The sequence below is a fragment of the Sporosarcina sp. FSL K6-1508 genome (genome assembly GCF_038007465.1).
In the GTDB taxonomy this organism is placed as follows: Bacteria; Bacillota; Bacilli; order Bacillales_A; family Planococcaceae; genus Sporosarcina; species Sporosarcina psychrophila_B.
In genome coordinates, this window is the sequence record NZ_JBBOXF010000001.1 from 3,646,448 (window position 1) to 3,659,633 (window position 13,186).

The 13,186-nt window shown below is 42.2% G+C and carries 26 protein-coding genes; 4 read left to right on the top strand and 22 right to left on the bottom strand.

Annotated elements, in window-relative coordinates:
- Positions 1–6 precede the first annotated feature (6 nt).
- The 22 genes from MKZ11_RS18540 to MKZ11_RS18645 form a co-directional block, all read right to left on the bottom strand.
- Positions 7–519: a Holliday junction resolvase RecU gene (locus MKZ11_RS18540; RefSeq protein WP_340795837.1), complete on the bottom strand. Its 513-nt coding sequence runs from the start codon at positions 517–519 to the stop codon at positions 7–9.
- Complete coding sequence (locus tag MKZ11_RS18545) at positions 516–677, bottom strand: DUF6011 domain-containing protein (RefSeq protein ID WP_340795838.1); 162 nt, start codon at positions 675–677, stop codon at positions 516–518. Before MKZ11_RS18545 ends, MKZ11_RS18540 begins: the two co-directional genes overlap by 4 nt.
- Complete coding sequence (locus MKZ11_RS18550) at positions 677–1,207, bottom strand: dUTP diphosphatase (RefSeq protein WP_340795839.1); 531 nt, start codon at positions 1,205–1,207, stop codon at positions 677–679. The genes MKZ11_RS18545 and MKZ11_RS18550 overlap by 1 nt, the downstream gene beginning before the upstream one ends.
- Entirely contained in the window at positions 1,185–1,679 is a 495-nt protein-coding gene (locus tag MKZ11_RS18555; protein ID WP_340795840.1) for a hypothetical protein, read from the bottom strand. The genes MKZ11_RS18550 and MKZ11_RS18555 overlap by 23 nt, the downstream gene beginning before the upstream one ends.
- 29 nt (positions 1,680–1,708) lie before the next feature.
- Positions 1,709–2,203: a single-stranded DNA-binding protein gene (gene ssb, locus MKZ11_RS18560; RefSeq protein ID WP_340795841.1), complete on the bottom strand. Its 495-nt coding sequence runs from the start codon at positions 2,201–2,203 to the stop codon at positions 1,709–1,711.
- A complete protein-coding gene (locus MKZ11_RS18565; protein WP_340795842.1) occupies positions 2,200–2,361 on the bottom strand; it encodes a hypothetical protein in 162 nt (53 codons plus the stop codon). The genes ssb and MKZ11_RS18565 overlap by 4 nt, the downstream gene beginning before the upstream one ends.
- Positions 2,358–2,879 (bottom strand): YopX family protein, encoded by a 522-nt coding sequence (locus MKZ11_RS18570; RefSeq protein ID WP_340795843.1) that lies wholly within the window; start codon positions 2,877–2,879, stop codon positions 2,358–2,360. The genes MKZ11_RS18565 and MKZ11_RS18570 overlap by 4 nt, the downstream gene beginning before the upstream one ends.
- Entirely contained in the window at positions 2,876–3,019 is a 144-nt protein-coding gene (locus MKZ11_RS18575) for a hypothetical protein (RefSeq protein ID WP_340795844.1), read from the bottom strand. Before MKZ11_RS18575 ends, MKZ11_RS18570 begins: the two co-directional genes overlap by 4 nt.
- A complete protein-coding gene (locus MKZ11_RS18580; protein ID WP_340795845.1) occupies positions 3,016–3,210 on the bottom strand; it encodes a hypothetical protein in 195 nt (64 codons plus the stop codon). Before MKZ11_RS18580 ends, MKZ11_RS18575 begins: the two co-directional genes overlap by 4 nt.
- Entirely contained in the window at positions 3,203–3,817 is a 615-nt protein-coding gene (locus MKZ11_RS18585; protein WP_340795846.1) for a DUF1642 domain-containing protein, read from the bottom strand. Before MKZ11_RS18585 ends, MKZ11_RS18580 begins: the two co-directional genes overlap by 8 nt.
- Positions 3,814–4,683, bottom strand: a complete 870-nt coding sequence (locus MKZ11_RS18590) for an ATP-binding protein (protein WP_340795847.1) — start codon at positions 4,681–4,683, stop codon at positions 3,814–3,816. Before MKZ11_RS18590 ends, MKZ11_RS18585 begins: the two co-directional genes overlap by 4 nt.
- Positions 4,637–5,584, bottom strand: a complete 948-nt coding sequence (locus MKZ11_RS18595; protein WP_340795848.1) for a Lin1244/Lin1753 domain-containing protein — start codon at positions 5,582–5,584, stop codon at positions 4,637–4,639. The genes MKZ11_RS18590 and MKZ11_RS18595 overlap by 47 nt, the downstream gene beginning before the upstream one ends.
- Before the next feature lie 45 nt (positions 5,585–5,629).
- The gene (locus MKZ11_RS18600; RefSeq protein WP_340795849.1) at positions 5,630–6,496 is read right to left on the bottom strand and encodes a recombinase RecT; all 867 of its coding nucleotides are present in this window, start codon (positions 6,494–6,496) and stop codon (positions 5,630–5,632) included.
- Positions 6,497–6,509: 13 nt separating this feature from the next.
- On the bottom strand, positions 6,510–7,445 hold the full coding sequence (locus MKZ11_RS18605) for a YqaJ viral recombinase family nuclease (protein ID WP_340795850.1): 936 nt from the start codon (positions 7,443–7,445) through the stop codon (positions 6,510–6,512).
- A 101-nt stretch (positions 7,446–7,546) separates the two neighbouring features.
- The gene (locus MKZ11_RS18610) at positions 7,547–7,798 is read right to left on the bottom strand and encodes a YqaI family protein (protein ID WP_340795851.1); all 252 of its coding nucleotides are present in this window, start codon (positions 7,796–7,798) and stop codon (positions 7,547–7,549) included.
- The gene (locus MKZ11_RS18615; protein WP_340795852.1) at positions 7,798–7,971 is read right to left on the bottom strand and encodes a hypothetical protein; all 174 of its coding nucleotides are present in this window, start codon (positions 7,969–7,971) and stop codon (positions 7,798–7,800) included. Before MKZ11_RS18615 ends, MKZ11_RS18610 begins: the two co-directional genes overlap by 1 nt.
- On the bottom strand, positions 7,968–8,126 hold the full coding sequence (locus MKZ11_RS18620; protein ID WP_340795853.1) for a hypothetical protein: 159 nt from the start codon (positions 8,124–8,126) through the stop codon (positions 7,968–7,970). Before MKZ11_RS18620 ends, MKZ11_RS18615 begins: the two co-directional genes overlap by 4 nt.
- Positions 8,127–8,244: 118 nt before the next feature.
- Positions 8,245–8,436 (bottom strand): hypothetical protein, encoded by a 192-nt coding sequence (locus MKZ11_RS18625; protein WP_340795854.1) that lies wholly within the window; start codon positions 8,434–8,436, stop codon positions 8,245–8,247.
- Positions 8,437–8,445: 9 nt separating this feature from the next.
- The gene (locus MKZ11_RS18630; protein WP_340795620.1) at positions 8,446–8,712 is read right to left on the bottom strand and encodes a helix-turn-helix domain-containing protein; all 267 of its coding nucleotides are present in this window, start codon (positions 8,710–8,712) and stop codon (positions 8,446–8,448) included.
- A gap of 191 nt (positions 8,713–8,903) precedes the next feature.
- A complete protein-coding gene (locus MKZ11_RS18635; protein ID WP_340795855.1) occupies positions 8,904–9,572 on the bottom strand; it encodes a Rha family transcriptional regulator in 669 nt (222 codons plus the stop codon).
- Positions 9,573–9,609: 37 nt separating this feature from the next.
- On the bottom strand, positions 9,610–9,900 hold the full coding sequence (locus tag MKZ11_RS18640; RefSeq protein WP_156476052.1) for a helix-turn-helix transcriptional regulator: 291 nt from the start codon (positions 9,898–9,900) through the stop codon (positions 9,610–9,612).
- A gap of 148 nt (positions 9,901–10,048) precedes the next feature.
- Positions 10,049–10,288, bottom strand: a complete 240-nt coding sequence (locus tag MKZ11_RS18645) for a helix-turn-helix transcriptional regulator (RefSeq protein WP_340795856.1) — start codon at positions 10,286–10,288, stop codon at positions 10,049–10,051.
- Positions 10,289–10,467: 179 nt separating this feature from the next.
- Here MKZ11_RS18645 and MKZ11_RS18650 point away from each other — a divergent pair, with 179 nt between their 5' ends.
- The 4 genes from MKZ11_RS18650 to MKZ11_RS18665 all read left to right on the top strand — a co-directional run bounded on the left by MKZ11_RS18650 (position 10,468) and on the right by MKZ11_RS18665 (position 13,145).
- On the top strand, positions 10,468–10,887 hold the full coding sequence (locus tag MKZ11_RS18650) for a helix-turn-helix domain-containing protein (RefSeq protein WP_340795857.1): 420 nt from the start codon (positions 10,468–10,470) through the stop codon (positions 10,885–10,887).
- Positions 10,888–10,914: 27 nt separating this feature from the next.
- Complete coding sequence (locus MKZ11_RS18655) at positions 10,915–11,502, top strand: ImmA/IrrE family metallo-endopeptidase (RefSeq protein ID WP_340795858.1); 588 nt, start codon at positions 10,915–10,917, stop codon at positions 11,500–11,502.
- Between the two features lie 107 nt (positions 11,503–11,609).
- A complete protein-coding gene (locus tag MKZ11_RS18660) occupies positions 11,610–12,398 on the top strand; it encodes an SHOCT domain-containing protein (RefSeq protein WP_340795859.1) in 789 nt (262 codons plus the stop codon).
- Between the two features lie 72 nt (positions 12,399–12,470).
- Positions 12,471–13,145: an excalibur calcium-binding domain-containing protein gene (locus MKZ11_RS18665; RefSeq protein ID WP_340795860.1), complete on the top strand. Its 675-nt coding sequence runs from the start codon at positions 12,471–12,473 to the stop codon at positions 13,143–13,145.
- Positions 13,146–13,186: the final 41 nt, after the last annotated feature.

Consider the following 13,186-nt stretch of genomic DNA (forward strand, 5'->3'; position numbering starts at 1 on the left):
ATCCCCTTAACATGATTTAAGATAATGCAGTACGTACCCCTTATCACTTTTAATCAAGTCACAATTCATAAAGAAAAACGGATGCGGTATGGATTTCCTGCCGCCTTTTCTAGCATCCTCCCAATACATTTCTAGCGTTTTGAAAGGTAAAAGGTATACTTCATCATGTTTCGTAAATTGAACAAGCAAGAACGACCAAGCGCCTTTCTGATACCAAGATTTCAACAACTCATATTGATGTTCTGAAATATTTTCTAACGGGAAACTAGTTTTGCTAGATGTTTCTTTCGCGTCGAACACGATTGCTCTGCCATCATGAACTCCTGAGTAATCAACCCACTCCGGTTTCTGTGTGTACCCAGTGACTTTCCCCCGGACGTTACTTTGTATCTGCACAGGTGTCGGGATCTTACGAATGTCCGCAACACCCTTATTGCGATACTGCTGATTTGTCATGTCTATCAATCTTTCAAGCCCAGCTCCACGGTTAGCGTGGGAACGACTATATGGCTTCCTCAAACCGCCACCTCTTTCTCAACAACCTCATCAAGCGTAATTTGAATTCTCTCAAACTCCGCATCTTCTGCACCCTGTTTTTTCATACAGACAGGACCGTAACCATCATCGATTGACTTCTGTGTTTTAAGTTCTCTGCCGCAACGATTACATGCGTCCATTAGTATCCCTCCGCTTGTCTTGTGTGATTGATTTCGTTTTTCGCGTAGTAAGCTGATTCGATTTGATCCCATGTGAAGCCAAGCATTTCACCAAGATAGACGAATGACTGAATCAGTTCTAAGCAGTAATCGTCATCCCGTAATCCCAACGTATAATCCATAACGCGCATAAATTGGTTTGCAATATCGGATTCTTTGTATTGAGGATTTAAAGATCCGTATTCAAATCGCTTTATGCCCACTTCCAACCCAATCGACAAGATAAAATGCAGACAGTCAACGTATTCTTCGAGCAGTGGGTTTTTATAATATTCATCTGCAGTTTCGCCCTCTCGGTTAATTACGCAGCTCCTCGGCTCCCTGTCCTCACTCCAAAACTTAAAGCCACGCCATTCATTCGCGCATTCACCCAATTCAACCTGTAAAGCAAGAATCTTCTCGGGAAGCGTGTCGCGTCCTTCTAGCCCTTTTTCACGTACAATCCGTTCATCCAGCACCTTCTGCATTTCAAATAATTTTGTTAAATCCACTATTTACGCCCCGTTCCCTGTGATATTTTCTAGTTCCTTCTCCAACACGTTTTACCCGTTCCGCTTCAGTCATTTTCGGAGTATGCAGCGCTTTTTCTTCCGTCCAACCCATCTTTGTTATCCGCATGTTCACTGTGTTAGGCGTTAAATTATTCGTTTTCATAACTTCTAATTGCCGTTCCGTCCATCTTCCGTTACTAAGTTTTTGCGTCGCCGCTTTTTCCTCCGACCATCCATCATTTTTAATTCGATGGTAAAACCGAGTACGTGATACGCCGTTCTTCGTAGCAATTTCTTCCCACTTCTCCCAAACTAACTTGAAAGAAGAACTCTTTCGCATCGGTTGCGTAACCGCGCGATCAACGTCCCATCCGTAATCCCGCACACGTTGTTCTAACGCTTTATTGTTAATCCCGTTATTTTCTGCAGTAATATAATCCTTTGGCGTGATGTAGTCGTATCGTTTTTCCAATTCGATCACCCTTTCAAAGTTTCATAGTTTTAGAACGGCAAATCATCATCCGATACCTCTATCGGTCCGCCATTCGTCGAAAATGGGTCTTCTGATGTCGTTTCCCGTCGATTCTGAGCGTTCTGTTGTTGATTCTGAGTATTTGTCTGCCCCGACTGATTAGGGCCGTTAGATTGATTGCTAGACTCGTTTTTCGCATTACCGTTTCTCGGTTCTAGAAATTGAACTGAATCTGCAACAATTTCTGTCGTATAAACGCGCTTGCCATCCGTTCCCTCGAAACTGCCGGTTTGAATTCTCCCATCCAAACCGACCAGACTGCCTTTCTTCAAGAAGTTCGCAACGTTTTCAGCCTGTTTTCTCCAAGCGACGCAACTGATAAAATCTGCTTCTTGCTCGCCAGCTGCGTTTTTGAATGCTCTGTTGACCGCGAGGGTGAAGCGTGTGACGGCAATTCCTGTTTGCGTATGCTTGAGTTCAGGATCCTTTGTGAGACGGCCGACAAGAACTGTGCGGTTAATCAAGGCGTACACTCCCATCTTTCAATAACTTCGCCTAATTTTTCATAAGCGCCCTTGTAAGGTTCTTTAAGTTCTTCAACGGGACAATCAAATAATGATCGAGCGAAACCTTTTATAGTTTCACGAGCCGCTTTCAACTCTTCCAATTCCTCCCACGTCATTCCGCCACCTCCAGCAACTCCGGATTTTCGAACTGATTCCCGATAATTTCTGCATATCTCGGATAGATTTTGACCGCACTTTTCTTTTCCACTAATTCATTTTCGTCGCTGTACTTCTGGACTTTCGCTAGTACAAATCCCTCGGACGGTCGGTAATGCACAACACCTCTGAAGTGACCACTGTCGGAGATTTCGTAATCCATTGCTCCTAGCGTGACAGGGTGATAGATTGTATTGCCTATTTCGAAATCGCGTTTCAATACATGACCCTCGTAAATCTTTTTGCCGCCTTTATCTTTCAATCCAGTAAACTGTCCAATCGATTTCGGATGAACCGATATCCAACTTGTGGGATTGATATACTCGTCTGTTACATCTTCAATATCACCGACAATATAAGGTTTTCCTTCGTTTGTAATCAGATTGCCAAACACCCAACCGTTTGCATGCACGACCCCTATCATGTCTAAGTAGTCGATTTCTAAGGTGGATTTACCACGAAATTTAATCTCCCTCATTCCGCCACCGCCCTTTGCACTGCTAGTAAACTAACAAGAGACCGATAGTCCATCCCATACAACGACTCACCATATCGACCACTAGTAACATTCAGTGCAACCAATTGTTCGATGATATATTTCTCAGCAGATTTATTCATGCCGTCATCGCCTCCACTTCGCCAAGTTCAGCTAGTAGCAATTCCACAGCGCCCTCCGGTGTCGTTCCTGTCGTGATCCGCAATTCGTTGAGCAATGAGTTGAATTGTCTTTCCAGATGCTTGTCCTTGCATCCAGTGTTGTTCCATGCGCCCGCTGTTAGGATTAGTTTGTTGATGATGTGTTTAGGCATTGGATTCGACCTCCTCAAAACTGATGAAGGATTCGACTGGGTAGAATCCGATGATGTCACCACTACGCATCATTTGGTGTAGTTCGCGTTTATCGAAATCTTTTACTTGCAACGAATTATCGTGCCGACCTTCCCGAATAATCATTACGTCATCATCTTTGACCTCGTAGGGTTTTCTATCGATCTTCGCCCACAATCGACGTTCCCGTTCGGTCTTGATTTCTTCGGGAGTCGGTGTTGTTGCACAATCACGATGTATTCGGCATCGCTTGACTTCCGTGTTTTGATCCAGATAATCGAAGATAATGTCATCAAACGCTAACGTATCGACTATCCCTATCGCTTGTCCGCCACTAGTGAATACGACCTTCGCCCAATCCCCAACCTTGTGCTCCGGTTCGACTTCGTAGCCATTCACAAGCGCATTCAGCAACTTGTCATCGTTTTTACCATCACCTTCAACCATCCACCTAGCAATTACCTCGAAATTAAATTTGATTGGTACAAATTGCGTTGCAAGGACAATCCCGCAATCTGTGTATCCTTTTTCCCGTGCCCACTTAATCGCGTCATCTACCCCGCTTGGCACCTTCACTTTTTCAGTCATTCCGCTTCCCCCTGTACACGTTTTTCATATTCCTCAACGCTGATACCTAACGCCCTGGCCGTCACGTACGCCTGCCTGTGATTACTAGCTTGGTTGTATTTACACTCCGAATTACCGACAATGCGCCACCATGTACGCCCCTTGTCATCGAGTTTGTAAGGAGTCAGCGGATCTGTGAATTCTTTCGTCGTAATGTTTGATGTGTACCAAATTGGTCTATTTGCTCGCTCTCTGCCGTTTATAATTTGGAATATCCAATCTTTCTCGTCAGCCGAAAGCTTTTGACTACTCATGAAATCGTCCCAAATTAATAAGTCGGCTTCCATACACGCATCCATGATTTCGCCAAACGATTCTTTGTTGTTAAAATTCCGAGTCGCTTGCAATCTACTTAGCAAGTCTTTTTCAGCAATGAAGATGACCGCATAGCCTTTTTCAATCAGTTCGTTTCCGCCTGCTGCTGTTAGGTGGCTTTTGCCGTTGCCTGTTTCACCGAAAATGAAAACACCTAATCTCCCACGCGCTTCAAAATCGTCTACTGCAGAACGTATCTCTTTATGAGCCGATTCCGTACCTGGACGAATTTTATAGTTTTCGAAAGTCATTGATTTGATTTCGTCCATTGCGCTAGATAGTTTCAAAGCTTTGTTAATTCGCACCCTTTTCAGCTTTGCGTCCTGCTCGCGTTTGAAATCCTCACGGGCTTTTGCTTCACAAGGACAAGCGAGTGACACCCAATGCAGTGCAATTTTAAACGGGTGCTCAATCTGCATTTGCGGTTCGTCTTCTCCGCAGAACCTGCATTGGATAACTGGAGGCTTAGCTGTAGAGTTGGACATCCCCGAACGTGCTAGTATTTTGCTCATTACGTTTGCTGGTGACTCCATCCGCTTCACTCCTTTCGTAAACTGGGATAACAGGCAATCTCGCCACATTCGATGTTTTCGCTAAATCATCAAGCTTCTGAACATCTTCAATCGTCTTCACATTGTGGTTTGCCCAATTCTTCAAAATACCTTGCGTGTATCGAATCAGATTCTTTGGCCTTGCTTCCACCGACTTTTTCAAAGCACAGAAAACTAATTCAGAATTATGGTCGTCAACGAGAAAGCCAAGTTCTTGACTTACGTGTGGTGAAATCAATCCGACGTTCTGTTCGTAAAATGAAATTATTTCTCCGAATGATTTATCGACAACAACAACAGGTTTTTCTTTTGGTGTTTTTTCTTCTGAATTTGGCGCTTCTGTAGTTTCCTGTTGTTTACTTTCCTCTTCTTTACTTTCCTTTACTTTACTTTGTGTACTTTCTGTAACATTTCCATCATCTACTTCACCATTAATGTCTACATTTACTCGGTTGATGTTCACATTAACTATTTTAGACTCATTAATTAACATATATTGGTTAACTACTGTAATGTTCTTTCTCCTTTTTGAAGCTTCGAAGTACCGTTCTTGTATCCCATGTGATGTCAATACTTTGTATTTTTCATAGAGTTTTAGATCGAATACTCCGTATTTAATGCAGTCATTTACTATGTCGTTGAGGGAGTTAATGTCTACATTTACTCTTCTGCTGAACAGTAATTGCTCCATTTCCGTCCAATCATAGTAGTAACCTTCTTTGTAAATTCGCATTAACAACTTGATTACGACTGCAAATCCGGTCGTTCCATGCAAGGCTTCGACCAACTGGATCTTGTCATCCTGGTCGATGTCTACATCTAACGGAAAGTAATCAAGGCCCAGCTTTTGTGGTCTCGCCATTACAAGTTCCTCCCTTTATTAGTTGGTGAAAGAGGGGTTACCCCCTCATACCAAGCTGTTTGCTACTTCTTCAACCGACTTCTTATTACCCTTCGTTTCCGCTTCAGCAGCTTGCTCAATGACTGGCTCATCATCAATTACTGTGTAGTCCGTAACGTCGATAATGTCGCTCATATCAGGAGCAATTTCGTGTTTAATTGTCGAATCCGCTTCAACTGACTTCTGTAATTCGATCGATTTAGGCGCATATTTGAGCACTTCTTTTAGAACAGTCTTTTTCGCCATTGCATCAAAATTTGTTTTCCAAGGGCTTGTCCATCCTTTTTGCACCGCCATACTAAACTTCTTGGCGTGCATATCGATTCGTTCTCTCGTCCAGTACACGAAGTCGTAACCACCATTTTGAAGGTGATAGACAGCGTAGTAACCGACCGGTTCGCCAGTAGGGACTGATGCAGGTTTGTGGATCAAATCTTTCGTTAATCCGTAATGGAATTCAAATTCGTCACTCTCGTAAACTTCGTGCGCGTAGATAGCTTTGTACTGACCGCTACGGACCGCTAAATCAATGAGGCCCTTATATCCCAATTGAAACTGGACTTGCTTGCCATAAGGAATCAGATACGCTTGTCCGAGTCCCGTGTTCGGTTCAACTCCTAGTTGAGCTGATTGCATGATTGCCGCAATAAAAGACATTTGATCGCATTCCAGAAGTTTTGGAGTTGTTCGAACGGCCGTCATGGCGATTCGTGCGATACGATCCGCATCCAAGTGTTTTGGTAATGCTCTTTGAATTTCTGGACCCATTCGCTTCAATAGAGAGTTTAATGATTGTTCCGGGGTAACTTGTTTTTGCACGCCGCCTGCAGCACGTTGAGCCAGTTGGTTTTTCACATTTTCTTTTGTTGTCATGATTAATTTCCTCCTATTTAATTGAGAATTTACGAGCAACTGTCGTATTCACGTATTTTTCGTATAGATCCGGTCGTTCTGCCTTGAAGCGCTTAGAATCAAATCTGTTCGTGTTATACGATTTCCAAGTGATAGTACGTTCGCCTGAGTACGCTTTTTCGTTGTCCTTCATCATGTCTTTTATTTGGTTTTCGTATTCCTTTTTTTGTAATTCCATAGACTTCAATTCGACACTGATTTCATCAAGCGCCTCAATGAAGGTTCCTGCATCACCTGGTAGCTGTACTTCTGAATCTGGTACTGATTCCGGATAAAGCGCTTTTAACAGGTCGACCGAAGCGTCTGAACCGTCGAATGCCGGGGGAATTTGTTTTAATACATGGTTATTCCAAAAGTTCTTTTCAATCGTGATTAGGTAGCTGATTAACTCCTCGTCCCGTTCAATCTTTTTGTAAAGAAACTTGTTGCCACCAATTAATACCGCAATGTGCCAAGCTTCGTAACCTGTAACGGCCATGTAGTGCTGAATCTGGAGCAGATAAGCAGCAGGAATCTCTTCGTCTTCCCAACTACCTTTTAAATACTCTGACGCCGTTTTGCATTCAAGCCCTTCTCGTTTTCCGACAATAAGCCGGTCGACGTTAGCGAACATGAAAGAATGTTCAGGGTGTTTGAGAATTGCATTCCTACGCCTAACTCTTAACCCTGTACGGATACTGAACTCCTGTGCAACGACATCCTCCATTACATTGCCCCAGTAAGCAGCTTCTCCAGCTGAATCTTCGTCTGGTGATGCCCCAATTTTGTCCAAGTAAACACCGACTGGCGATTTCCATTTGTTCAGTCCTGCAATTGCAGAAACATCACTGCCTCCTATGCCGCTCTTTCGTGCTTCAAGCCATTCCTGCCGGTTCATATCCACCGTGCTGATCAAAACTTCTGCTTGCATGTTAGCCCCTCCCTTGTAATATCCGAGGTCCCTATGTACAATGTGAGTAAGAGAAATTGTATAAGGACCACACTTGACCCGCTGCCCTAACAGTGGGTCTTTTATTTTGCTTCATAGAATACAACCCCGACTACCTCCGTTAAATAGTCCCGAATGTTCTCGATATGGACTGCTTGTCCTTTTTCATCCATAAAGTAAGATGAAGTGTTTTTGATTTCAGAACCGAATATATCTTCATTGGGATGACCGTCGATCACTGGGTGATTGACGCCGTTGTAATCACGTTCGTGTTCCAAGTAGTCGTTTGTTGGATAACCGAATTGCATTGCGCTTAAGATGTCTGGATGATCCATTACTCCTCACCTCGCTTCGGTATCTGCCTTGTCTCCCAATCATTGATTAGAACCAATTTCCGCTTACAGTTGCCGCAAAACGAATGATTTTCTAACCAAGTGAAGTAAACAATTTCACCGGGCGCGAAGTCTTTCTTACATTCACCGCAATACTTGCTGAATGATTCCTTCATAATGTCACCACCCACAAAACCAAAGTTAATAACGATGCACCACTAAGCGTTCCGTAGAACCAACGTGCGTCTGACGGATGAATCTGTTCTGCGCCGAAGAAGTACACATTCAACTTTTTCATTTCATCAATCCTTTCTGATAGGTTGAATCCCATCAAGGTGTCCAGGGTACGAGTAACCAGCTCGTTAGGAGGAAATCATTCAATGGCTCCTGGACACTTTGATAGGAGCCAAAGCTCCGTATCTGTGGTACAATGTTGTTAAGAGATAGTTTCAAATTTCGCCGATTGACATTCCCGTGTCTGTCGGTTTTTTTATGTCTTGTAATGCTTTCAATGACCGAACTGCATCCTCTGCTCGATGTAGCGCAAGGTCGATGTCATCTGCTTTCAACTTCCTGTATGCGACCCTCAAACATAATTCTGCTGCGTATCGTTCGTGTAATTCTCCTTTTAATAAGTTCATTGTGTCCTCCTATAAAATGAATTGAATGAATCCTCCTAGTAATGTTGTAATCAATTGAGACACCGCTACAACATCTACGCCGCATATCAATGCTACTGCCGCTTCTGGAACTTGCGTCACTTGAAACCACCTGATTAAATCTGCTGCTTTTAACTCCATCTTGTCGTTCTCCAGCTTCGAAATTGTGCTCCGTGGCATAAACATTTGTGGAGCCATTTCCTCCTGGCTTAAACCTGCTCCTACGCGTGCTTTTCTAAGTACTTGTCCAAAATCCATGACAAACTTTCCTCCCGTTTAATGTTCTAAATCAGAACAAGTTCAAATGTTGAACAGTTTTTTATTTCAAACCTAGTAATATAGTTAATGAAGGAACGAGTTAACTTGCCGGGATGACCCCTCCTAGCAACCTCTTAATACCTCGCTTCGAAAACTCCGTGTAACAAGGGGCTTGCCCGCCCCTCTCCGCTTTATGCCGTCCGTTTCGGTATCCACGCATTTACGTAACCGATTGCCGATTGTAGTTCTTGCCGTTTCACATCTTTATATGAAGCAACGCCGAATCGGTCTTTGATTTCTCTGTACAATTCACGGAAAAGTTTTGGCCGTAATTGTGGATGCTTTTCAAGTTCATAAATCTTTCGTGCAACTGCTCTTTGTAAACCCCTTTGTTCTCCATGATCCAAAGTGATTTGGTTTTCGACCATTCCACGAATTTCAGAGACTTCTACTTTTAACTCCTTCACTTCGTTTGAATTCATTAAAGTGAGTTTCATGGACGCTTCCAGTTGTTCTTGTTCAGTAAGAACCCTCGGAGCGTTTAGTGATTTCTCCATTTCTTCAAATCTAGTAACATATTCAGCTGTGAAGAGTATTCCTTTTTCGCCAGTCAATTTATTAGCAACCATGTCACACCCTTTTTTGGTAAGAAAGAAGCAAGGTCGAATCTCTTTTTTAGCATCCATATATGTGTGTGGTATGAAAAAATCTGACGAGCGCAGATCTGCGCCGGTTAAAACGCCGATGTATCCGCGAATTGTACGTAACAACTCTTTATGTTGTTGATTCACCATTACTGCTACATCACGACTATCTGTAACTAGTTGTCCGTTAATAGAAACTACTTTTAAATCATTCATGCAACATTCCTCCTCGATAGATGATTTATGAATTTAGCTAACTACCAAAGTTGTAAACCAAATCATAATTGCTTCGACTCTTAATCCATTGGAGCAACTGATCCGTCACAATCTTTGCGTGTCCAAAATCATGAGTGACTGGAAAACCTTGAATCTTCGTTGCTCGGTACACCGTTGTATGGCTAACCCCTAACAAGTCCGCCGCATCTTGCAACGATAGTAAGATTGGTAGTTGACGTTCTCGTAACGCTTCCCCGACCGCTTTTCTTACTTCGTCGCCGATGATTTCTTTTAAGTCTTTCGCGTTTACTAGAGTGACTTCTGACACCCTTCTCCCTCCCATCATTTCCGCCACACCCACCAATCAAAGTTCGAAGTCTTGGCGTAACCAATTGGCGTGGCTCCCTTCTATAGAAGAAGATAATGGCCGACTCCGCTCGTTCGAACTTTCGTTGCTGGGTGTGAGGTACATATTTTTAAACGACTATTTTAGATTTGATACATTTTGTATCGTTAGATACCTGAAAAATGTCTGGAAACAGTAACCTCATTGAGGTACTGTACAACGACTCAAATTTCAACATCGTCTCTACGCTTGGATTTCTGTCGCCTTTTTCAATTTTCCTCACAAACACTTCGGATACACCTATCTTATCCGCAACTTCCAATTGTGTGAGTTCTTTTTGTTGACGTTTTTCTATAAGTACTTCTCTCACTGTAGTGACCTCCCTTCTTGATACGTTCCGTATCTGTAACAACACTATAACACGATACATTTTGTATCGTCAACTATTATTTGATACATTTTGTATTTTTTCTATTATTCGATACTAATTGTATCTATACTTATATATAACTTAAGGTAAATAATGATAAATGTAAGGGGGGGTTACGAATGATAGGTGAACGAATGAAGCAATTGAGAGGCAATCGGACGCAAGAAGACATTGCGAGTTTGATTGGCGTTTCACGAGCTAGATACTCACATTACGAAAACGGGCGAAGTGAACCAGATTTAGTGATGCTAGAAAAAATAGCTGACTGTTATGAGGTTACGGTTGATGAACTACTCGGAAGAACCGACATAGCTGAACCGCACAACAAAGTTACTGTTGCTGGTCAAGAAATCACACTCTCTATAGAAGAGTTAAAAGTATTTGAGGAACTAAAAAAGCACCCTATCATGTTTCATGATTTAGCTTCTGATCCGGAAGCTAAAGTTAAGGAGCTTATTAAGCTCTATAAGATGAAGAAGATGTTCTTGGAAGATGATACAGAAGACCACGGGGATGGGTTTGGGGAATTAGAGGACTAAATAGAGGAAACTAAAGGCTGTGATTACTTGCAACTACGACAATTGCGTACCTATACAGACTACTGGGAAGAACGAGCAGAAAAAGTTCTCTCCCACTTTCACTACACGTCCCCTGACGAGATTAGCATGTCCGACATCTGTTGGCGCTACGGCATGACTATCATGCCGTTTGACTCCCCCTTCGTGGAACAGTCTGTCGACTTTGAATCTATCAGTCACCTAGAATCCTTCTCTATCCCTGGTTCAAAGGCTAGGCGCGGGACAATCTATTTAAAAGAGAATCTTGGTCACATTGAAAGGAAATTGCTGTTAGCTGAAGAGTTTTGCCACTTATATGCGCACAATGCACCACAGTTGCCGATAGATATACATGATTTGGCTAAACTTGAAAACCAAGCAAAAAGAATGGCTGCTTATCTATTGATGCCCAGTCGATTCATCAAGACTATTTATGATGCAGCATACGACGAAGCTGTATTAATATCCGATATCGCGGATCACTTCCTTGTGACAGAAGAATTTACGCAGTATCGATTGGAATTGATATTTAATCGCAGGGTTGATGCGTTTGTGTCACACCGGGGCATGTTAGGGACGTTTGAGTGGTTTGAGTAAATAGCCAAAATATACGGCGTGCCCTAAGAAGTTACGCATCTGAAGAGTTTACTTAATGTTCATAAATAAGTATCAGAAATATAAAAACTGAGAAAGAGGGATGAGAAATGGGATTCTTCGATATGAAAGCAATATGCGCCGTTTGCGAGAAAGAAGTTGGTTTAAACCGCCACAAAATAGCTGACAAGAATTGTATATGTCCAAGTTGTTTCAAGGACGCTGGTTTCAATATAGGGATGGCGCACAAGCCTATTAAGCAAATGACAGTAGAAGACATACATTTCGCAATTGAAGCGAAAAACACAAACAATGATGAGCTAAGTTCTTTTAACCCTTCAAAGAAAATCGGGACATTTGTTGAATTTGATGATACTCAAAAGAAATGGCTTATCCTTACTGGCTTCCTTGGTAAAAGAGATAAATCCAAGGTGTTCAACTATAGCGATATCGTAGACTTTGAATTACTAGAGGATGGAGAATCTGTAACTCAAGGTGGTTTGGGTAGAGCTTTAGTGGGTGGAGCGTTATTTGGAGGCGCTGGCGCTGTCGTTGGTGGTGTGACAGGGAAAAGAAAAAATAAAGCGATCTGTAATAGCTTGAAAATAAAGGTTACTCTTAGAGACGTTAATAACCCTTTGATTTACATTACTTTTTTGAACACAGCAACTAAAAAAGATGGTTTTATGTATAAAACCAACTATCAGTTGGCGCACGAGTGTTTATCGGCATTCCAAATAATTTGTAATGAACAAGAAGTTCTCATAAATAACAATGGAAGTAATAAAATTGCAGGATCTGCTGCCGATGAAATTAAAAAGTTCAAGAACCTCTTAGACGAAGGAATTCTTACTCAAGATGAATTCGATGCTAAGAAAAAAGAATTGTTAAGTCTTTGACCACCGCCCTACCCAGGGCTTTTCTCTTAATCTGTAAATAATAGGTGCAATAAAATAAATGGAGGTGTAGACATGGAAGTAATTTCATCAATAGGTTCACTCGTTTTTTTCTTTTCTTTAGTTTATCTTGTCTATCATCTAATTAGGAAAAGAAAAAATCCTGTACGTATATTACCAAAGAAGAAATTCTACACAGCTTTAATTGGGGGTTTCGCATTGGTTGGAATCAGCAGTTCTCTAAGTGATACAAGCGTTCAGGATGCATTAGACGAGGCTCTTGAAACAAACATAGCATTAGTCGCTGAGAATAAAGAGCTGAAATCGACAAATGCAAAACTTCAAGAGAGCAATGACGTGGTGAATAAGGAACTAAACGATTTAACAAAGAAGTTATCCGATTCGGACAAGCTAGATAAAGAGCTAAAAGTTCAGCAAGCAGTACATAAAAAAAATACTGAGGCTTTCGAGAAAGAAATCGCTGAACTTAAAGCTACTAATACAACTTTGACAGCTGAAGTTGAAAGCTCGAAAAATCAGGAAGCGAGCAAGAGCGCTACTTCAACCGCAAGTTCATCTGGTGGTAGCTCAGGCTCATCCTCATCAGCCGGCACTTCTCAACAGAGCGCAAATGTCTATTACAAGAACTGTACAGCTGTTAGAGATGCAGGAGCCGATCCTGTATATCGCGGTGATCCAGGGTATGCAAAACATCTTGATCGTGATGGAGACGGGGTTGGATGTGAATGATTACATGATTTGACAAGGCCCCCTCCCCTATCGTATTTTTT